Annotated in this window: 18 protein-coding genes; 9 read left to right on the plus strand and 9 right to left on the minus strand. The window is 73.5% G+C overall.

Features of this window, described 5'->3' with window-relative positions:
- Positions 1-70 precede the first annotated feature (70 nt).
- The 3 genes from QC283_RS33435 to QC283_RS33445 all read left to right on the plus strand — a co-directional run bounded on the left by QC283_RS33435 (position 71) and on the right by QC283_RS33445 (position 2,168).
- Positions 71-451, plus strand: a complete 381-nt coding sequence (locus QC283_RS33435) for an STAS domain-containing protein (protein WP_279565541.1) — start codon at positions 71-73, stop codon at positions 449-451.
- A 164-nt stretch (positions 452-615) separates the two neighbouring features.
- A complete protein-coding gene (locus QC283_RS33440) occupies positions 616-1,128 on the plus strand; it encodes an EF-hand domain-containing protein (protein WP_279565508.1) in 513 nt (170 codons plus the stop codon).
- A 563-nt stretch (positions 1,129-1,691) separates the two neighbouring features.
- Positions 1,692-2,168: an ATP-binding protein gene (locus tag QC283_RS33445; RefSeq protein ID WP_279565509.1), complete on the plus strand. Its 477-nt coding sequence runs from the start codon at positions 1,692-1,694 to the stop codon at positions 2,166-2,168.
- Positions 2,169-2,550: 382 nt separating this feature from the next.
- Here QC283_RS33445 and QC283_RS33450 read toward each other — a convergent pair whose 3' ends face one another.
- Positions 2,551-3,633 carry a GlxA family transcriptional regulator gene (locus tag QC283_RS33450; RefSeq protein WP_279565510.1) on the minus strand — a complete coding sequence of 361 codons (1,083 nt, stop codon included), beginning with the start codon at positions 3,631-3,633 and terminating at the stop codon, positions 2,551-2,553.
- A 71-nt stretch (positions 3,634-3,704) separates the two neighbouring features.
- On the opposite strand from QC283_RS33450, the gene QC283_RS33455 reads away from it, so the two are divergent.
- Complete coding sequence (locus tag QC283_RS33455; protein WP_279565511.1) at positions 3,705-5,042, plus strand: MFS transporter; 1,338 nt, start codon at positions 3,705-3,707, stop codon at positions 5,040-5,042.
- Positions 5,043-5,091: 49 nt separating this feature from the next.
- Here QC283_RS33455 and QC283_RS33460 read toward each other — a convergent pair whose 3' ends face one another.
- Positions 5,092-6,294, minus strand: coding sequence for a flavin-containing monooxygenase (locus tag QC283_RS33460; RefSeq protein WP_279565512.1), 1,203 nt, complete (start codon positions 6,292-6,294; stop codon positions 5,092-5,094).
- Positions 6,295-6,447: 153 nt separating this feature from the next.
- Between QC283_RS33460 and QC283_RS33465 the strand changes: the two genes are divergently transcribed.
- Positions 6,448-7,059 carry a GNAT family N-acetyltransferase gene (locus QC283_RS33465; protein WP_279565513.1) on the plus strand — a complete coding sequence of 204 codons (612 nt, stop codon included), beginning with the start codon at positions 6,448-6,450 and terminating at the stop codon, positions 7,057-7,059.
- 114 nt (positions 7,060-7,173) lie between these two features.
- Here QC283_RS33465 and QC283_RS33470 read toward each other — a convergent pair whose 3' ends face one another.
- On the minus strand, positions 7,174-7,842 hold the full coding sequence (locus tag QC283_RS33470; protein ID WP_279565514.1) for a pyridoxine/pyridoxamine 5'-phosphate oxidase: 669 nt from the start codon (positions 7,840-7,842) through the stop codon (positions 7,174-7,176).
- A gap of 27 nt (positions 7,843-7,869) precedes the next feature.
- Positions 7,870-8,295 carry a pyridoxamine 5'-phosphate oxidase family protein gene (locus QC283_RS33475; protein WP_279565515.1) on the minus strand — a complete coding sequence of 142 codons (426 nt, stop codon included), beginning with the start codon at positions 8,293-8,295 and terminating at the stop codon, positions 7,870-7,872.
- A 160-nt stretch (positions 8,296-8,455) separates the two neighbouring features.
- Between QC283_RS33475 and QC283_RS33480 the strand changes: the two genes are divergently transcribed.
- Positions 8,456-8,617 carry a hypothetical protein gene (locus tag QC283_RS33480; protein WP_279565516.1) on the plus strand — a complete coding sequence of 54 codons (162 nt, stop codon included), beginning with the start codon at positions 8,456-8,458 and terminating at the stop codon, positions 8,615-8,617.
- Between the two features lie 16 nt (positions 8,618-8,633).
- Here QC283_RS33480 and QC283_RS33485 read toward each other — a convergent pair whose 3' ends face one another.
- Positions 8,634-9,269: a TetR family transcriptional regulator gene (locus QC283_RS33485; RefSeq protein WP_279565542.1), complete on the minus strand. Its 636-nt coding sequence runs from the start codon at positions 9,267-9,269 to the stop codon at positions 8,634-8,636.
- A gap of 134 nt (positions 9,270-9,403) precedes the next feature.
- Here QC283_RS33485 and QC283_RS33490 point away from each other — a divergent pair, with 134 nt between their 5' ends.
- Both QC283_RS33490 and QC283_RS33495 read left to right on the plus strand, forming a co-directional pair.
- The gene (locus tag QC283_RS33490; RefSeq protein WP_279565517.1) at positions 9,404-10,198 is read left to right on the plus strand and encodes a VOC family protein; all 795 of its coding nucleotides are present in this window, start codon (positions 9,404-9,406) and stop codon (positions 10,196-10,198) included.
- 191 nt (positions 10,199-10,389) lie between these two features.
- Positions 10,390-12,831 (plus strand): serine/threonine-protein kinase, encoded by a 2,442-nt coding sequence (locus tag QC283_RS33495; protein ID WP_279565518.1) that lies wholly within the window; start codon positions 10,390-10,392, stop codon positions 12,829-12,831.
- Between the two features lie 76 nt (positions 12,832-12,907).
- Here the strand turns inward: QC283_RS33495 and QC283_RS33500 are convergent, their stop codons facing one another.
- The 3 genes from QC283_RS33500 to QC283_RS33510 form a co-directional block, all read right to left on the minus strand.
- Complete coding sequence (locus tag QC283_RS33500; RefSeq protein WP_279565519.1) at positions 12,908-13,093, minus strand: hypothetical protein; 186 nt, start codon at positions 13,091-13,093, stop codon at positions 12,908-12,910.
- Positions 13,094-13,354: 261 nt separating this feature from the next.
- Positions 13,355-16,348: an AfsR/SARP family transcriptional regulator gene (locus QC283_RS33505; RefSeq protein WP_279565520.1), complete on the minus strand. Its 2,994-nt coding sequence runs from the start codon at positions 16,346-16,348 to the stop codon at positions 13,355-13,357.
- A gap of 102 nt (positions 16,349-16,450) precedes the next feature.
- Positions 16,451-16,864 carry a nitroreductase/quinone reductase family protein gene (locus QC283_RS33510; RefSeq protein ID WP_383523303.1) on the minus strand — a complete coding sequence of 138 codons (414 nt, stop codon included), beginning with the start codon at positions 16,862-16,864 and terminating at the stop codon, positions 16,451-16,453.
- 94 nt (positions 16,865-16,958) lie between these two features.
- Here QC283_RS33510 and QC283_RS33515 point away from each other — a divergent pair, with 94 nt between their 5' ends.
- On the plus strand, positions 16,959-17,792 hold the full coding sequence (locus QC283_RS33515; RefSeq protein WP_279565521.1) for an endonuclease/exonuclease/phosphatase family protein: 834 nt from the start codon (positions 16,959-16,961) through the stop codon (positions 17,790-17,792).
- Here the strand turns inward: QC283_RS33515 and QC283_RS33520 are convergent.
- Entirely contained in the window at positions 17,764-19,296 is a 1,533-nt protein-coding gene (locus QC283_RS33520) for a CehA/McbA family metallohydrolase (RefSeq protein ID WP_279565522.1), read from the minus strand. The two genes, QC283_RS33515 and QC283_RS33520, sit on opposite strands and share 29 nt — an antisense overlap.
- Positions 19,297-19,435: the final 139 nt, after the last annotated feature.

Below are 19,435 nucleotides of genomic sequence, written 5' to 3' on the forward strand. Positions count from 1 at the left end.
GCGCGCGCCCAAGAAGCGTAAGCATGGCTTCCGTTTCGGGTGATTCCGGACGTACCGACGAATGAAAGGCGTGGTGGTGGCGTTCAACGTGACCGGCGGCGAGCAGGGCCGGTGGGCCGTGCTCCAGGTGTCGGGCGAACTGGACCTGGTGACGTCACCGGTGCTGCGGCAGCGCGTGCACGACGAGGTGGCCGAGGGGCGGCACAGTCTTGTCCTGGATCTCTCCGAGGTCCTCTTCTGCGACTCCAGCGGGGTCGGCGTACTCATCGCCTCCCGGCGGCTCATCCGCTCCTGCCAGGGCCGGCTGCGGCTGATACTGCCGGCCCAGGGCGCCGTCGACGGCTCCCACGTCAACCGCGTCCTCGGCGCGCTCGGCGTGCGCCGGCTCTTCGACGTCCACCCCGATCTGGCCTCGGCGACCGGCGACGAGCCGCGGCCCCTCTCCGCGTAGGCCCCTCTCCGCATAGGCCCCACTCCGCGCAGGCCTGTCTCCGAGAGGGCCCCTCTCCGAGCGGGCCCTCTCCGCGTGGATCCCGCCCGGGGCCGCGTCCCACGTCGTACGCTCCGAGCGAGACGAAGACCACCGACACCGACGTGAGGCGGCCGGAGAAAACAATGGTCAACAGCGAGTACGAGCGCAGGATCGCCGCGCGGTTCGCCACCTTCGACCAGGACGGCAACGGCTACATCGACCGCGCGGACTTCAGCGGAGCGGCCAAGGCGCTGCTCGCCGAGTTCGGCACCACCGCCCGCTCCGAGAAGGGGCAGGCCCTGTACGGCGGCGCGGAGGCGCTCTGGCAGGGCATGGCGGGCATCGCCGACCGGGACGGCGACCAGCGCATCACCCGTGAGGAGTTCGTCACCGCGGCGGTCAAGCGGCTGCGCGACAATCCGGACCGGTTCGCCGAGATCGCCCGGCCCTTCCTGCACGCGGCCCTGGACGTCGCCGACACCGACGGCGACGGCGCCGCCACCGTCGAGGACGCCGCGCGCGTGCTCACCGCGCTCGGCGTGCCCGGTGACACCGCCCGGTCGGTCGCCGCCGCGCTCGACGCGGACGGCGACGGCAAGGTCGGGGAGGCGGAGATCGTCCCCGCCTTCGCCCGCTACTTCACCGTGCCCGAGTAGCGGGCCCCGGACGCGCGGGGGCCGGACGCGCGGGGGCCGGACGGCCACCACCGGCCTCCCGTACGGATACGACGGCCACCGGCCTCCCCGAACGGATGTCGCGGATCGTGGCAGGGCGACGTGACGGAGCGTTGATACCGGGTTGTGTCCGCCGCGTGACTCGTCACGGCCCGGAGTCGGTGCCACACTCCGGTACCTTGTGTGGGATGCGAGTGGTCCTGAGCGCCGGCCGGGCCGGAGTTGCCCCTGGGGCGGTTCCGGAACCGGCGATGTGCCCCTTGCCCCGCAGGGCGGAACGGCCGTCGGCCACCGCCTGTTCGACGGCCCGGAACGGGCGTCGCACAGTATGCCGCACAGGTACTCCTTCGCGCTGGAATATGCCCGAAGCGCTTGTTGGCGTGACTGTACGTCAACCATGCTGTGCCACGAGGGATTCACGTTCCGTGATCCCTGACCCGGCCGTTGTTCTGGCCATGCAGAGAATGGCTACGATCGTGGCCCTCATGAGGCGCGAGCCTTTGTGTCCGCCGGTTCGGATGGTGTGAGCGGTGCAGGTGCTTCAAGTGCAACTGGAGGTCCGGCCCGACCCCTCGGAAGTGGGGCGTGCGAGGCGGTGGGCGCGCTCACGGCTCGCCGGGGCGGGGATACGGGCCGACGAACCACTCGCCGAGACGCTGGTCCTGCTCGTCTCGGAACTCGTCACCAACGCCGTGGTGCACACCGGTCGTTCGGCCGTCCTGCGGCTGGTGCTGCCGGGAACGGTGGCCGAGGAGAGCGAGGAGGCCACCGTCCGCCTCGAGGTGGACGACGCCAGCGACCGGGCCCCGGTGCCCCGCTGCGTGAACGGCGAGGCCACGGGCGGCCGGGGCCTCGCCCTCGTCGACGGCCTCGCCGACCGCTGGGGCTGGAGCCGGGAAGGTACCGGCAAACGCATCTGGTGCGAACTGGACCGCTGCGGCGGGCGTGAGGACACCGCGCCGGCCTGCGGGAGCGGCGGTGGCACGGTGGCGTACGAGGGGTTCGCGTACGAAGTGGTGTAGCGGCCGGCGCGGGACGCGCCGGGTGCGTGAGGCCCCGCTGTTTCCAGGTGCGATGCGGCAGTGCGATGCGGCAGTGCGCCGGGGTGTGCTTCCGTGCGCTTCCCGCGCAAATGGGATGTACGGGATGAACTTCCCTTGTCCGGTTGACGGATCGTGACCCTTTCCTCACGCTTGTAGCCAACGATTCGCCGCGAGGGGACGACGAGGGTTCGGTGACGGGGCCTCGGCGAGTGTGGGTCGTGATTCGGCGGCGGTTCCCTCGGGGGCGACGGGAGCCGGGCGGGAGCGCCGGAGTCGGGCGGCGGCGTGCGGTGCCATGCTCGGGGCGGACAGCGCCGCGCCGCCGTTCCGACGGATCCGGGAAGCGTGCCGAGGCCTCCGCTCACTGTCCACAGGCTGTGGACAACTCCGTCCGGAAGGTCCGCCGGTACGCGGTCGGGGTGACCCCGAGCGTCGCCATCAGGTGCTGCCGCATCGACTGGGCCGTGCCGAAGCCGGCGTCGCGTGCCACCTGGTCGACGGACAGGCCGGTGGACTCCAGCAGATGCCGGGCCCGTTCGACGCGCTGCCCGGTGAGCCACTGGCCCGGACTGACGCCGGCCTCCTCGCGGAAGCGGCGGGTGAAGGTGCGTACGGACATCGACTCCTGGGCGGCCATGTCCCGCAGCTGGATCGGCTCCTGGAGGCGGCCGAGCGCCCAGGCGCGGGCGTTGGTCGTGGACGACTGCTGCGGATCGGGCACCGGCCGTTCGATGTACTGCGCCTGACCGCCGTCGCGGTGCGGCGGCACGACGGTGCGGCGGGCCACGTCGTTGGCGACGGCGGTGCCGTGGTCCCGGCGCACGATGTGCACGCACAGGTCGATCCCGGCCGCCACCCCGGCCGAGGTGAGCACGTCACCGTCGTCGACGAACAGCACGTCCGGGTCCACCCGCACCTTCGGGAACAGCCGCTGGAAGTGCTCGGCGGAGGCCCAGTGCGTGGTCGCCGGCCGGCCGTCGAGACACCCGGCGGCGGCCAGGACGTATCCGCCGGTGCAGATCGCGACGAGCCGGGTGCCGGGCCGGACGAGCGCGAGCGCGGCGGCCAGCTCCTCGGTCAGTACGCCCTCCTCGTACACCGGCCCCAGCTCGTAGGAGCTCGGTACGACGACCGTGTCGGCGGTGGCCAGTGCCTCGGGGCCGTTCTCGACCAGGATCGCGAAGTCCGCGTCGGTGCCGACCGGGCCGGGCGGGCGGACCGAGCAGGTGACGACCTCGTACAGCGGGCGCGTGTGCTCGCCCCGGGCGCGTCCGAAGATCCGCTGGGGGATGCCCAGTTCGAAGGGGAGCAGGCCGTCGAGGGCGAGGACGACGACACGGTGCGGCCGTCGCGGTCGTCGCGACGGGATCGGCGGGTGCGGAGCCGGTTGCGCCGGGTGTGCGGGGTGCGACCGGGGTACGGGGTGCGGGCGGTCGGACGTCATGGCCCGATCCTAGCGAACCGTGTCTTTCGGGCCACTCGATCGGACGGCCCCCGCATCGGAAGCTCAATGACATGACCCAGCCCACCGGCGCCGCCGACGCCGACGCAGCAGAACCAGCAGCCGCCGCGCTCCGGCCGGAGCCCGTCCGCCCGCGCCGCCGCACCCGGGTGCACCGCGCCTGGTGGGTCGCCGCCGTCACCTTCGTGACGATCATCGGCGCCGCCGCCTTCCGCTCCCTGCCCGGCATCCTCGTCGACCCGCTCCACGATGACTTCGGCTGGTCGCGCGGCACGATCGGCGCCGCCGTCTCCGTCAACCTCGCGCTCTACGGACTGACCGCCCCCTTCGCGGCGGCGCTGATGGACCGCTTCGGCATCCGGCGTGTGGTGGCCACGGCCCTGGTCGTGATCGCGCTCGGCTCGGGCCTGACGGTGTGGATGGAGTCCGCCTGGCAACTGATCCTCTGCTGGGGCCTGTTGGTCGGCCTCGGCTCCGGCTCGATGGCGCTGGCCTTCGCCGCCACCGTCACCAACCGCTGGTTCACCGAGCGGCGCGGCCTGGTCACCGGCGTCCTCACCGCCGCAGCGGCCTCCGGACAGCTGATCTTCCTGCCGCTGCTGTCCTGGATCGTGGAGACGTACGACTGGCGCCCCGCGGCCGTCACCGTCGCCCTGGCCGCCCTCGCCGTCGTCCCCTTCGTCTGGCTCCTCCTGCACGACCACCCGGCCGACGTGGGCCAGAAGCCTTACGGCGCCCAGGAGTTCGTGCCCAAGCCGGCTCCGGTGCCCGGTGCCGCCCGCCGCGCGCTCGCGGTGCTCCGCTCCGCCGTCCGCAGCGGCCCGTTCTGGCTGCTGGCAGGCACCTTCGCGATCTGCGGCGCCTCGACCAACGGCCTGATCCAGACCCACTTCGTGCCCGCCGCCCACGACCACGGCATGCCGCTGACCGCAGCCGCCTCGTTGCTCGCCGTCATCGGTGTGTTCGACGTGGTCGGCACGATCGCCTCCGGCTGGTTCACCGACCGCTTCGAACCGCGCCGTCTGCTCGCCGTCTACTACGCCCTGCGCGGCGTCTCCCTCCTCTTCCTCCCCATGCTGCTCGCGCCCAGCGTCCACCCGCCGATGATCTTCTTCATCGTCTTCTACGGCCTCGACTGGGTCGCCACCGTCCCGCCCACCCTCGCCCTGTGCCGCGAGCACTACGGCGACGACAGCGCGATCGTCTTCGGCTGGGTCCTCGCCTCCCACCAGGTGGGCGCCGCCCTCGTCGCCTTCCTCGGAGGCGCCGCCCGCGACACCTTCGGCTCCTACGACGTGGTCTGGTACGCCTCCGGCGCACTGTGCGCGGCAGCGGCCCTGATGGCCCTGGTGATCCGCCGCCGCCCGGCTCCGACGCCCGGGCTGTCCTGAGCCCCGCCCCCGACCGCTACCGAGCCCACCCGCCCATGGGACCCGCCCCTCACCTCCACAGCCGCGAGGCCCGGCCCCCGTCGCTCTTCTTCACGGCCTCGGCTATCCGCACCGCGTCCCGTGCCAGTTCGCGGAGCATGCCGCTGACGGGGTTGGTGAAGCCGGTGAAGTACAGGCCGGGGGCGTTCTTCGGGGTGCGGGCGCCCCGTACGGCCGGTCTGCCGTGGGCGTCGAGCACGCCGAGGTGGCCGACCAGCCCCTCCAGACCGCGGAGATAGCCGGTGGCGGCGAGCACCGTGTCCGGTGCGACGCGGGTGCCGTCGGCGAGGCGCACCTCGCCGTCCTCGAAGCCGTCCACGGCGGCCACGACCTCCACCCGGCCGTCGCGCACCGCGTCGGTCAGACCGACGTCCTGCACCGGGATGGCGCCCTCGGCGACCCGGGTGAGGAGCCCGGTGTCCGGGCGGGGCAGCCCGTGCGCCGACAGGTCGGGCGTGCTGATCCTGGCCAGCGGCCGGGCGAGCCGGTCGACGAGGCCGGCCGGCAGCCGCCGTACGAGGACGCCGTTGTACTGGGCGGGCCAGCCGGCCGTCGAGCGGCGCACGATGTGCGGCGCGGTGCGCACGGACAGCCGCACCCTCGCGGCCCCGCCCTCCACCAGGTCCACGGCGATCTCGGCGCCGGTGTTGCCGACGCCGACGACCAGGACGTCCCGGCCGGCGTACGGGGCCGCGTTCCGGTACTCGGCGGCGTGCCGGAACTCGCCGGTGTACGTGTCCCGGCCGGGCCAGTCCGGCAGGCGCGGGGTGTGGTTGTGGCCGGTGGCGACCACGACCGCGGCGCCGGTCAGCTCACGGCCCCCGGAGGCGTGCAGCAGCCAGCCGTCCCCGGCGGGGGCACGTTCGACGCGGAAGACCTCGACGCCGGTGACGATCTCCAGCTCGTGGTGCTCGGCGTACTTCTCCAGGTACCGCACCACGTCGTCCCTGGCCACCCACCGCCCGAAGCGGCGCGGCATCGGCAGGCCGGGCAGGGACGACAGACGGCGGGTGGTGTGCAGGCGCAGCCGGTCGTAGTGGCGCCGCCAGGAGGAGCCGACGTGGTCGGCCCGCTCCAGCACGACGGCGCGTATGCCGCGTTTCCTCAGCGCGTGGGCGGCGGCGAGGCCGCCGGGACCGGCGCCGATGACGTACACGGGGCGGTCCGCGGGGTGGGCGGGCTGCGGTTCAGCGGACGCTGTGGAGTCGGCCATGCCGCGAGCGTAATCACGCCCTCGCTTGATGGGTCTCGGTCAAGACCGGAATGGGTTGCGGATCGGTCACGACCGCGGCCGGCGGACGCGCGGCGACCAGGCGGTGGTTCCGGTCCCCGGCGGGAACCGCCCCCGGTCGGATTGAATGGCTCGATGGTCGACTCACGCATGCACACCCTCGCCCCCTCCCTCACCGAACCGCAGGGACACGGTCTGCGTCTGCGGCCCTGGGACGCCGGTTCCGACGCCGACGCGCAGACATGGCTGCGCGGCCACCTCGACCCCGAGTTCCAGCGCTGGAACACACCGCTGAAGCTGTGGACGGACCTCGGCGGCGCCCGGAAGTCGCTGCGCGCGCGGGCCCTGGAGGCCGCGGAGGGCAGGGCCGCGTCGTTCCGGATCACGGACGCGGAGAGCGGTACGGCGCTGGGTCACATCGGCGTCAACGAGATCAACCGGCCGCTGAGGCTGGCACGGGTCGGCTACTGGGTGCTCCCCGAGGCCCGCGGCCGGGGCGTCGCCACCCACGCGCTGCTGCTCGCGTCGCGCTGGGCCTTCGCGGAACTCGGCCTGTACCGCCTGGAACTGGGCCACGCGGTGGGTCACGAGGCCTCCTGCCGGATCGCCGAACGCTGCGGCTACGCCCACGAGGGCACACTGCGCGGGGCGTTGTGGGAGGCCGGCCGGCACGACGCGTTCCGGGACGCGCACCTGCACGCGCGGCTGGCGACGGACGAGGAGCCGGCGGAGCCCGGCCGACGGTGACCGCCGCCTCACGGCCGCTGCGCACGGCCGCTGCTCACGGCCCCTGCGCACGGCCGCCGCCTCATGGCCACCGCCTCATGGCCACCGCTCATGGCCACCGCTCACGGCCACCGCTCACGGCCACAGCGACCGCGTGTCCCAGCCGCCGTCCTCCGCCCGCCGGTAGGCCAGTCGTACGTGGCGGCGGCGGGCGTCCCCCTGGAAGAACTCCACCTCGTCGGGGACCAGCCGGTACAGAGTCCATGACGGGACGGGAGTCTCCGGCTCCCGTCCGGCCCGCTCCCAGGCCTCCTCCGACGCGCGGGCCAGCTCGTCCGGCGAGCTCAGGTCCGCGCTCTGCCGGCCGGTGAGGGCGGCGGCCAGGGCGCCGGTCGACCGTGCGTGCAGGTCGGACTGCGCCTGATCGGCCGGGGCGACGGTGACCGGGCCGCGCAGGCGCACCTGGCGGCCCAGCGCCGGCCAGTAGAAGGCGAGCGCGGCGTACGGGCGGGCGGCGAGGTGGCGGCCCTTGCGGCTGTCGGCGTGCGTCGCGAAGGACCAGCCGTCGGCGTCCGCACCGTGCAGCATCACGATGCGGACGTCCGGCAGGCCCTGGGCGTCCGACGTCGCCAGTGACACCGTGTGCGGCTCGTTCTGGCCGGCCGCCACCGCGTCGGCGAACCATCGCGTGAACAGGGCCAGTGGATCGCCGGGCGCGGTGGCCGGGTCGAAGGGCGGCAGTTCGGTGACCGCGGGGTCCCACACCCGCAGTGACCTCAGCAGTTCGTGGAGATCGGTTCCCATGCCCCGATTGTCACGCGCCCCGGGGGGTCACACCGTGCCGAGGTCCGAGGAGACCCAGCGTTCGGGACGCATACGGACGACGACCTGATCCCCGTGGTCCGCGGAGGCGAAGGCGACATAGCCCTCGACCTTCTCGGCCGGCAGGTAGCGGGCGGCCATCTCCCGCAGCTGCTCCTCGGTGGCGGTGGCCGTCTCGACGACCGGACCCTCCACCGACACGTACCGGATGGTGGGCTCCAGCCGGTCGACCATCAGGGAGAACCGGCCCGCGGCCTTGATCAGTTCGTTCTTGCGGCTGTCGAGCCCGGTCATGATCCAGGCGTCGCCGCCGGGCTCGTACTGGTACCAGATCGGCACGGTCAGCGGGGCTCGGCCCGCTCCCGCGTCGACCGCGAGCGCGGCGATGTGGGGCTCGGCCAGGAACTTCTCACGCTCTTCGCGGGTCAGGGCCATTCCGGTCTCCTCCAGCGGGTACGGGCGTCGGTGCTGAGCACAACACCGGCCGGGCGGGCGGCTGTTCCCCGTTCGGGAGATATCCGTCGAGACGTCGGCACATCCGTCGGGGAGATGGTGGGCCCGGACTTCGAGGCGTTGGCCTTCGAGGCGCTGTTTCGTGTCGATGCGGCGGGAGGACCGGGACACGGTCGCCGAGTTCGAGCGGACGGCCGGCGAGGTGGCGGAGGCGGTGGAGGCGCAGCGGCTGGCCTCGACGCCGGTGATGAAGCAGGCGGTACGGGACGGGCCGCCACCGGCGTGGCGCGCGCGGCGGAGATGACAGGCTGCCGAGCGTGTTACTTGGAGGGCTTCTTGCCGGTGACGCCCAGATGCATCAACAAGGCCAGGTTCGGCTTGAGTTCGGACTGCTTGACGCCCCAGGAGGAGAAGCCCTTCTGGTGCGAGGCCGCGCCGGCGAGCATCACGACCAGTGAACCGGCGATCGCCGCGGGGTTCACGTCCTTGTCGACCTTGCCCTTGGCCTGCAGTTCGGCGACCGAGTCCGCGAGGGAGGAATTCACCGAGTTCAGGATCTTCATACGGATCTTGGCGAACCGTTTGTCGCCCTCCGCCGCGCCCAGATCGATGACCCGGAGAATCGCGTCGTTCTTCCGCCAGAACTCCATGAATCCGTCGACGAGTTCCTGTGCCGTCTGCCAGCCGGCCTTGCCCACCCACGAGCGGCCCGTCGTCAGCTCGGCCAGTGAGGAGCTCTCGGCGGCCATGTGCTCGGCGATCTCCAGGACGGCGCCCTCGACGTCCGGGAAGTACTGGTAGAAGGTCGCGGGCGAGGTGCCGGCCTTGCGGGCGACATCGATGACTTTGACATCGCGATAGGGGGAGGAGCTGAGCATGTCGCTGAGGCAGTCGAGCAGTTTCTGCCGGGTCGCCTGCCCACGTCGACCGGCCACGCGGCCGTCGACGGTACGCACTTGTCCTGTCATGACGTCAGCTTACCGACGGGTGATCCGAGCGCGATTCGGCCGACTGCAAATGGGGTGCGAGGGCGGAGAGAGGCTGGTGTGCCTGGTCTGCGCGGTGCGGGCGACGCGGCTACTTTGACGGCATGGCCGAAAACGGAGCATCCGCGAAGCGGACATCCAGCGACCCGGGCGACGTGTCCGCGCCCCCGGAAGGCGTCCCCTGCTGGGTGGACGCGCAGCTCTCCGACGTGGAGGCGGGAAAGCGCTTCTACGGCGGGCTCTTCGGCTGGACCTTCCGGGAGTTCGACGAGGACACGGCCGAGGACACGGCCGAGGGGGCGGAAGGAGGGACCGTGTGGGCGTGGCTGGACGGCGCTCCCGTCGCCGCGCTGGCCCGCAAGACGGACGGCCGGATGCCCACCGTGTGGTCCGTGTACTTCCACACCCCCGACGCCGCGGCACTGGCCGAGCGGATCCGGGCCGCCGGCGGTCAGGTCGTCACCCCGCCCCACCCGGTCGGCGGCCTCGGCACCACCGCGCTCGCCGCCGATCCCGAGGGTGCCGTCTTCGCGCTCTGGCAGCCGGCCCGCCACCCGGGCTTCGGGCGCCGGCACGAGCCGGGCACCTTCGCCTGGGTCGAGCTGTACACCCGGGACACCGAGGCGGCCAACGCCTTCTACGGCGACCTCTTCCGCGACGCCCTCTTCGGTCCGGACGCCGCGCCCGACTTCGGCCGCGCCCCGGTCCTTGACGTCTTCCCCGCCGAGATGCCGCCGCACTTCCTCGTCCACTTCCGGGTCGAGGACTGCGAGGCCGCGCTCGGTACGGTGGCCCGGCTCGGCGGCCGGGTGCGGGTGCCGCCGTTCGAGACGTCGTACGGGCGGGTGGCCGTGGTCTCGGACGGCCAGGGAGCGTCGTTCGCGCTGCTGCAACGCTGAACGGGGCCCGGCGAGCGCGGCCCCGTGCCCGGGATGAGGTGAGACACCCTGATTGTCCTCAGGTTCGCCACCAGCGCCTCGGGCAGGAAGAATCGGGGTGCGTGGCGCCACGGAGGTGCGGTGGTGAGACGCTGCACTTCGGTCGCGTACATATGTGGGTGGCGCGGCTCGTACGGGGAGGTGGCAGGCAAGTGGTGGATCAGCTGACGCAGCACGATCCGCGGCGGATCGGGCCGTTCGAGGTGCTGGGGCGGCTCGGCGCCGGCGGCATGGGGCTGGTCTATCTCGCGCGCTCGGCGTCCGGCCGGCGGGTGGCGATCAAGACGGTCCGCACGGAGCTGGCCGAGGACCAGCTGTTCCGCGTCCGTTTCACCCGCGAGGTGGAGGCGGCCCGCGCGGTCTCCGGCTTCTACACGGCGGCGGTGGTCGACGCCGACCCGCGCGCGGCGGTCCCGTGGCTGGCCACGGCCTACGTCCCCGCGCCCTCCCTCGAGGAGATAGTGAACGAGTGCGGGCCGCTCCCGGCCCAGGCGGTGCGCTGGCTGGCGGCGGGCGTCGCGGAGGCGCTCCAGTCGATCCACGGCGCCGGACTCGTCCACCGCGACCTCAAGCCGTCCAACGTCCTCGTCGTCGAGGACGGCCCCCGGGTGATCGACTTCGGCATCGCGTCCGGTGTCTCGAACACCCGTCTGACGATGACGAACGTCGCCGTCGGCACCCCCGCCTACATGTCCCCGGAGCAGGCGAAGGACTCCCGCAGCGTCACCGGCGCCAGCGACGTGTTCTCGCTCGGCTCCATGCTGGTCTTCGCCGCCACCGGACACCCGCCCTTCCACGGCGCCAACCCGGTCGAGACGGTCTTCATGCTGCTGCGCGAGGGCCCCGACCTCGAAGGCCTCCCGGACGAGCTGCGTCCGCTCATCGAGTCCTGCATGCAGATGGAGGCGACCGGCCGACCCAACCCCGCCGACCTCCAGTCCCAGCTCGCCCCGCACCTGTTCGGCTCCGGCTCCGACGACAGCGGTACGGCGTCGGCGTGGCTGCCCGAGCGGGCGGTGAGCCTGATCGAGGGCCGCCGGGGCGGCCGCCCCGCGGTCAAGCTCGCCACGACGGCCGGCGGCCGGGGCGGCGCGGGTGCCGGAGGCGCGGGTGGTGCGGGCGCCGGTGGCCCGGTCGGTGCCCGGCCCGTGGTCCCCGCGCCCCCACTCCCGCCCCCGCCCTCGCACGACCCCGTCGTACCGGCGCCGCCCGTGCACGCACCGCCGGTGCCCGCGCCCGTCGGCGCACCCGACGCCGGGCCGGTGCGGCTGGCCGGCGTCTCCGTGCCCATCGGCCCCGGCCCGCGCGTCGCCGACATGCGCTCCTCGGCCGTCGCGGCACCCCCGCCGGAGTCCGCCCTGGCCGCGTCCTGGTCCCGCCCCCGCCCCGGTGCCAACGGCGCCGACCCCGCCGTACCGGCGGCGGCTCCGGCCGCCCCCACCGCGGCCCCCGAGGCGTCACCGGCCGGCTGGCGCCCCTGGCGCTTCCGCATGTCCAACGACGTCTGGGGCACGCCGTCCGTCGCCGGGGACCTCGTCTACGTCACCTCCTTCGAGGTGCACGCCCTGGACGTGGCCACCGGGCGCCGCCGCTTCAAGACCCGGGACGTCGCCTGGTCGATGGCGGTCGCGGACGGCCGTATCCACGCCTCCGACGGCCCGACCCTCTACGCCCTGGACGCCCGCGAGGGCGCCGACCTGTGGCGCGTGCAGACCGACGCCTGGGTGTACTCCCTCCAGGCCGACCGGGGCACGGTCGTCACCGCCACCCGGGGCGGCGGCGTCCAGGCCTACGAGTCCTCGGGCGGCCAGAAGCTGTGGGAGATCACCGGGGCCCAGACCGACTTCGAGTCCCCGGAGGCGGGCGCCGCGCTCCACGACGGCACGGTGTACGTCTGGCAGGACGCCCGGCTGCGCGCCCTGGACGCCCGTACCGGCGACGAGCGCTGGTCGTACCCGATCGGCGACGCCGCCTCCTGCGGCGGGGTCCCGGTCCGTGTCGCCCACGCCCCCGACGGCTACGTCTACGTCTGTGCCGGCACCCGGGTCCTCGCCCTGGAAGTCACCTCCGGCCACGTCCGCTGGCACTTCGAGGCCCCGGCGGTCTTCCTGGCCCCGCCCACCTTCGTGCCCGGCCCCGCGGTGACCGGCGGCGGCGTCTACCTCGCCGACTACCTCGGCACGGTCTACGCCCTCGACGCCACCGACGGCCGCGACCGCTGGCGCATCGCGACCGAGTCCCGTTCCTCCACCGACCCGGTCCTGGTGGCCGCCGGCCACGTCCACGTGGGCAGCGGCAAGGGCCTCTACACGCTCGACGCGGTCACCGGCACGCCCAAGTGGCGCTTTCAGGCGGGCGGCGACATCGTGGGCGCTCCCGCGGTGGCCGAGGGCCGTATCCACTTCGGCTCCACGGACCATCTCCTCTACACCCTCAAGGCCGACGACGGCCGCCTCCGCTGGAAGCTGGCCACCGGCGGCGAGATCACCGGCTCCCCCGTCGTCCGTGACGGAATCGTGTACGCGTGCAGCAAGGACCGCTGTGTGTACGCGCTCGACGCGGAGAAGGGCACGGGAACGGCCCGTACGACCTGATCGGCGTCCGGACGCACGTCGGCCGCGGCGGCTCCCCTCCGCGCCGCCGCGGCCGATCCCCGTGCGGGAAAAGGGTCTACTTGCCGTCGCCGTCCAGGGCGGGCGGCGTGGGCATCTGGTTGTCCATCGTGACGATGGGCTCGTCCTTCGCCGGCGGCGTGGGCATCTGGTTGTCCAGCGCGACGACGGGTTCGCCGTTCGCCGGCGGCGTGGGCATCTGGTTGTCCAGCGGCTTGGCGGGCGTGGCCTTCTGCTCGCTCATCGATTCGTGCTCCTCTGCAACGACGAGGTCGGGTGCGCAACGCCCGCCCAGTAGCTCCCCCGAGGGCCGCTGGGCGGGCGTTCGGAGCCGAACAGTAACCCGGTCGGCTCCCCTGTGACCGTCTGCCCCCCGACGCGACGGTCTGGCGTTCGGAAGCATGCTGGAGGGAGATAAACGAACGCTGAACGCCGCCGTTTCGCCCTCCCGACGCCGCGTCGCCCAGGCCGCGTCGCCCAGGCCGTGTCGCTCAGGCCGCGTCGCTCAGGCCGCGTCGGCGGGCGCCAGCAGGGTGCGCACCTCGTCGGCCTCCGAGGCGCTGTTCTCCTCGTAGAGCTTGAGCGCCTCGCGCCAGCATGCTCGGGCCCGGTCGGCCTGCCCCAGTGCGGAGAGCGACCGGCCGAGGAGCGTCAGGACGTTGCCGCGCATCCGGTCGCCTCCGATGCACCCGATGGCGAGGGCCTGTTCGGCGTGCTGAGCCGCCTGGGCGGGGCGGCGCGCGGCGATGTGCGCCTCGGCGACCCTGAAGTGCGTGGTCCCTTCCCACAGACGCTGACGGTGGTCCACGAAGATGGTCAGCGCCTCGTTGAACTGGTTCAGGGCCTCTGTGAGCCGCCCGGCCTGGGTGAGGGCCATACCGAGGGCGTAGTGGCCGTTGGCCAGGCGCATCGTCCTGCCCAGCTCCGCGAGCAGGGTGAGCCCGTCCCTGGCGATACCGACCGCCTTGCCGACGTTGCCCATGGCCAGGTGGGCGCGCGACAGGTTGAACGACGTCGTCGCCTCGCCCGCCCGGTTGCCCGCCTGGCTGAAGCCCCGGATGGCCTGGTCGAAGAAGGTCTTGCCGTCGGAGTAGCGGTGTTGGTGCAGCGAGATGAGGCCCCGGTCGTTGGCGGCCCAGCTGCCCGCCGCGACGTCCCGCGCGGAGGCCGCCCGTTCCATGGCCAGACGCGCCTCGTCCGCCGCCTGGTGGATGCGGCCGGACACGAGCAGCACGTTGGTGAGGGTCGTCCGCGCCCGTCCTTCCGTACGGAGGTCTCCGGCGGCCCGGGCGGCTTCGGACACGGCGATGGCCGTGGCCTCGTACTGACGGGAGTTGGCGCCGGACTCGGCCAGGTCCTTGGCGGCCCACAGGAGGTCCACCGCGCGCCGCAGCCGGTCCGTGTCCACGGACTGCCGTACGCAGGCCAGCAGGGACTCCCCTTCGGTGTAGAGCCAGTCCAGGGCCGCCGTCCCCTCGGCGAAGCGCAGTCCTTCGTGCCGCGTCGGTTCCAGGTGGTCCACCAGGCGGTCCCCCGGACGTTCCATCGCGTAGATGCCCGCCGCCGTGGCCAGGTAGAAGTCCAGCAGCCGCGACAGCGCCGCCCCCCGCTCGCTCGGCGGGTGCTCGTCCCGTTCCGCGCACGCACGCGCGTAGAGACGTACGAGGTCGTGCAGGCGGTAGCGGCCCGGCGCCGCCGATTCGAGCAGGGACGTGTCCACCAGGGACTCCAGCAGGTCCTCGGTGTCCTGTGCCGGGAGGTCGAGTACCGCCGCCGCGGCCGCGAGGGAGATGTCCGGGCCGTCGGCCAGCCCGAGCAGCCTGAACGCCCGCGCCTGGGCCGGCTCCAGCTGGCCGTAGCCCAGCTCGAAGGTGGCCTTGACGGCCAGGTCACCGGCCTGGAGTTCGTCCAGGCGGCGGCGTTCGTCCGCCAGTTTCGCGGCGAGGACCGAGACCGTCCACGTGCGGCGGGCCGCCAGCCGGGACGCCGCGATGCGGATCGCCAGGGGCAGGAAGCCGCAGGCCCCGACCACGTCCAGCGCCGCCTGCCGTTCCGAGGCCACCCGCTCCTCGCCCACGATCCTCGTGAAGAGCGTCAGCGCCTCGTCGGGTGACATCACGTCCAGGTCGACCAGGTGAGCGCCGGCGAGGTCCACCATCCGCACCCGCGCCGTCACCAGCGCCGCGGAGCCCTCCGTGCCGGGCAGCAGCGGGCGTACCTGGGCGGCGTCCCGGGCGTTGTCGAGCAGGACGAGGACACGGCGGCCGTCCAGGAGGGAGCGGTAGAGCGCCGCGCGTTCCTCCAGGGAGTCCGGGACGGCCGAGTCGGGCGTGCCCAGGGCGCGCAGGAAGGAGCCCAGTACCGTCTCCGGTTCCGCCGCCCGCGCGCCCGCGCCCTGGAGGTCGACGTACAGCTGCCCGTCCGGGAAGGCGGCCCGCGCCCGGTGGGCGACGTGCACCGCGAGGGTCGTCTTGCCGACGCCGCCTATGCCGGCCAGCGCCGAGACCGCCATCACGCGGCCGTTGCCGTCGCCGTCCCCGGAGGCCGACGACAGTACGTCGCTCAGCTCGCGGACGAAGGACGCGCGTCCCGTGAAGTCCGGGACGGTGGCGGGAAGCTGGGCCGGCCGGACCGGGGCCACCGCCGTCTGCGCGGCCGGGGCCGGCGGTTCGGCGAGGTCCGGGTCGGCCTGGAGGATGCGCTGCTGGAGTTCCTGGAGGCCGGGGCGCGGGTCGACGCCGAGTTCGTCGGCGAGCAGGCGTCGCGTGTCCGCGTAGACGGCGAGGGCCTCCGCCTGGCGTCCGCTGCGGTACAGGGCCAGCATCAGCAGCTCGCGCAGGCGTTCCCGCAGCGGGTGCGCCGCCGTGAGCGCCGTCAGCTCCGAGACGGCCTCCGCGTGGCAGCCCTGTTCCAGGTCCATGTCGAGGCAGGTCTCGAGGAGTTGGAGCCGCCACTCCTCCAGGCGGACGCGCTGAGCCTCGGCGTACGGGCCCGGGACGCCGGCCAGTACCTCGCCGTCCCACAGCGCCAGCGCGCGGCGCAGTACGTCACGCGCGTGGCACAGGTCCCCGGCGCCGCGCGCCTTCTCGGCCTCGGCCGACAGGTCCTGGGCGGCGGTCAGGTCCAACGCCCTCTCGTCCAGGCCCCGTACGGCGTACCCGCCCGATTCGCTCACCAGGACACCGGGGTCCAGGACCTTCCGCAGCCGCGACGCGTACGTCCGTACCGCCGCCAGCGCCTGCGACGGCGGTTCCTCGCCCCACAGGGCGTCGATCAGTTCGGACGCCGTCGCCGTACGGCCCTCGCGGAGCAGCAGGGCGGCCAGCAGGGCGCGCTGCTGGGGGGAGCCGGTGGCCAGCGCTTCGCCGCCGCGCCAGGCGCGTACCGGTCCGAGCACGCCGAAGCGCAGCGCCGCCGGCTTCTCCCGTTCCGCCGGCTTCTCCGGTTCCGCCGGGGATCCGGGACGCCGCTGCTCCGGTACGCGCGGTACACCGTCCATGCAGTCCCCCTAGACATCCTGAGCAACTACGCCAGTTTGCCTTGTTCATGCCGACCCCGTCAGCCGTGGGAGACGCCGATCACAGGTCCCTCACGCGGCTCCTCATCTCTCCAGGTCCACCCGCACCGTCAGCAGCCCCGTGCCGACCCCCATGGCCCGCACCGCCAGGCTGTTGAGCCGGGGGAGGCGTCGCAGCCGCGCGACCGGGTCGTCGTCGGACAGGGGGTGGGCCGTTCCCGTGTACCAGCGGCCGCGGACCCGCACCCGTACCCGCGGATCGGCCCGGATGTTGCGGACGTACTGGGAGCGCTCACCGAACTCCGACACCAGCCAGAAGGAGTCCCCGACCCGCCGCCCGCCCACCGGCGTGCGGCGGGGCAGGCCGGAGACGCGGCCGGTGGTCTCCAGCAGGGTCTGGCCCGGCAGGCGGCGTACGACGGAGTTGAGGCGGCGCTGGAGGGCCGTGACGGCCCGGTACTTCTTCTCGGCGTTCTCGGCGGAGGACGACATCGACATCGTTCGTTCACCCTTCCGTCTCGTGTGCCTCCATGTTCCCTGGAGAACCTCCGGGGAAGGGAGAGGGCAGGGCCGAGAGACGGGTGGTGCCGGTGTGCGGGTCGTGACCTGGAATCTGTGGTGGCGGTTCGGGCCGTGGGCCGACCGGCAGAAGGCGGTCCTCGCCGTGCTGCGGGAGCTGCGGCCCGACGTCGTCGGTCTCCAGGAGGTCTGGGCCGCCGCCGACGGCGCGAACCTCGCCGAGTGGCTGGCCGGCGAACTCGGCCTGCACTGCGTCTGGGCCGCCTGCGAGGCCCCCGAGCGGTGGCAGCGGCGGATCGGGGACGACACGGTCGGCATCGGCGCCGCGGTGCTCAGCCGCTGGCCGGCCATGGAGCGGGCGGCGCTGCGGCTGCCCGTCCCCGAGGAACTGGACGACGGCCGCCTGGCGCTCTACGCCCGTCTGGACGCGCCCGGCCACCCGGTCCCCTTCTTCACCGCCCACCTGACCTCGGGTGGCCACGCCTCCACCGTGCGCCGCGAACAGGTCGCCGCGCTCTCGGACTTCGTCGCCGTTCACCGCCGCGGCACCGGCTTCCCGCCCGTCGTCACCGGCGACCTCAACGCCCGCCCCGAGTCGCCGGAGGTCCGCCTCCTGCGTGCGGGCCGGCTCCAGGACGCCTGGGAGCACGCCGACCCGTCGGCCCCGTCCGCCACCTGGGACGGGGCCAACCCGTACATCCCCGACGGGCCGGTGCCGGGCGCGCGGATCGACTACGTCCACGTGGGGCCGCCCGGCCCGGACGGACTCGGCCGCGTACGTGCCGTGCGACGGGCGGGCGACGGCCCCGTGGGCGGCGTATGGCCCTCCGACCACGCGGCGGTCGTCGCGGACCTGGCGGGGCCCGGCGGCCTGGAGGCTACCGACGCAGGAAGACCGGGTTCGTGAACGCCGCCAGCGCCCCCGGCAGGGGCCCCGCCGCCGCCTCGTGGCGCAGTTCCGCCCGTACGTACGCCGCGTAGGACGCGGTCGTGCGCCACTCGACGACGCCCGAGCCGGACACCGGCAGCGGCGCACTGGTGAACAGCACGCCCTGATCCGTGACGAAGCGCACCGCGCAGCGCGGGGCGCCCGTCACCTCCAGGCGGACGGTGACCGGGGTGTCGTCGTCCACGCGCAGCCGTTCGCCGATCCCGGCGTGCTCGCCCCGGCCGCCGGACGCGGTGAAGGCCAGCGACACCTTCGCCGACTCGGCGACGTACGACCGTCCGGCCCGGATGCCCTCCTGGATCGCCTCCCGGGTCAGGTCGTCGGCGAGGACGACGGTCTGCGGGCGGCCGATCACGTCCGGGGCGCGGTGCGAGTCGCTGCTGCCCATCGCCGGGAGCCAGCCCCGCCCGTCCCGCCCGCCGCGCCCGTCACGTCCGTCGCGCACGGCGGCGACCAGCATGCCGTCCCAGTCGGCCAGCGCCACCTCGTCGTCGGGCGTGTAGGCCCCGTTCCACACCTCGACCGCGTCCGCCTCCCCGAACCCGAACTTCCAGTTGCAGCCGATGCAGGTGGCGTGCGGGTGGGCCGGGACGACCAGCCCGCCGGCGCGGCGGATCTGGCGGGCGAAACGGCCGAAGCGGTTGTCACGGGCCCGGTAGCGCCAGTCGACGAAGGTGCCGGGATCGGTGCCGAGGGCGACGACGTGCCCGTTGCGGGTCGTCACCTCCTCGCCGAGCATGATCAGCAGGTCGTCCCCGGCCACCTTCGCCCAGTGCGCGTGCGCCGAGTGCGTGTTGTGCTCGGAGGAGTTGATGAAGTCCAGTCCGGCCTCGCGCGCGAGCGACGCGATCTCGGCGAGGGTGTAGCGGCCGTCGGAGTACACGGAGTGCAGATGGCAGTCGCCCCGGTACCAGGCGCGCCCCCGGCCCTTGGCACGCTCGGGCGGATACACCGGCCGCACGGTCGCGCTCTCCTCCCCGTACGTCAGCGTGATCGTGATCTCGTACGACAGCCCCCGCGGAGCCACCGTGTACGGGCCGAGCGCGATGTGCCACACACCCGCTCGCACGGGCCCGGGGAGGTACCCCGGTGTCGCCTCGTCGGCCCGGACGAAGAACTCCGTGCGCGCCCCGCCCGACCAGCCCCGGAAACCCCGGCCGCCGAGGCCGGTGCCGCGCTCGTCGAACAGGCCGATGTCGAGGGCGTTGCCCTGGGTGCCGGCCGGGACGGCGGGGCGGTCGTAGGTGTAGGCGACGTGGATCTCCCGGACGCCGTCCGGGACTTCGACGGGTACGTACACGAAGTCGGGCGATCCGGCGGGCAGGGTGCCGCGCACCGTTCTCTTCCGCCGCTCCCGCGGTGCCGCCGAGGCGAAGCTCACGCTTGTCAACGTAAGCGCCGCGGCGGCTCCCGTCACGAACACCGCGCGTCTGCCGATTCCGGCGTGGTCGTCCTCGCACATGCTGCTGCTCCCAGGTGTCGTCAGTGACATGACATCGGTGGTGCGGGGGTGGTGCGGGGGATGGTGCGTGCAACCCTCGTATTGAGCCGTGAACTCCCGTGCAAGGAAAGGGGTTCGGCGGATTGAGAGCGGAAGACCG

The organism is Streptomyces sp. DH41 (assembly GCF_029813785.1).
Taxonomy (GTDB): Bacteria; Actinomycetota; Actinomycetes; order Streptomycetales; family Streptomycetaceae; genus Streptomyces.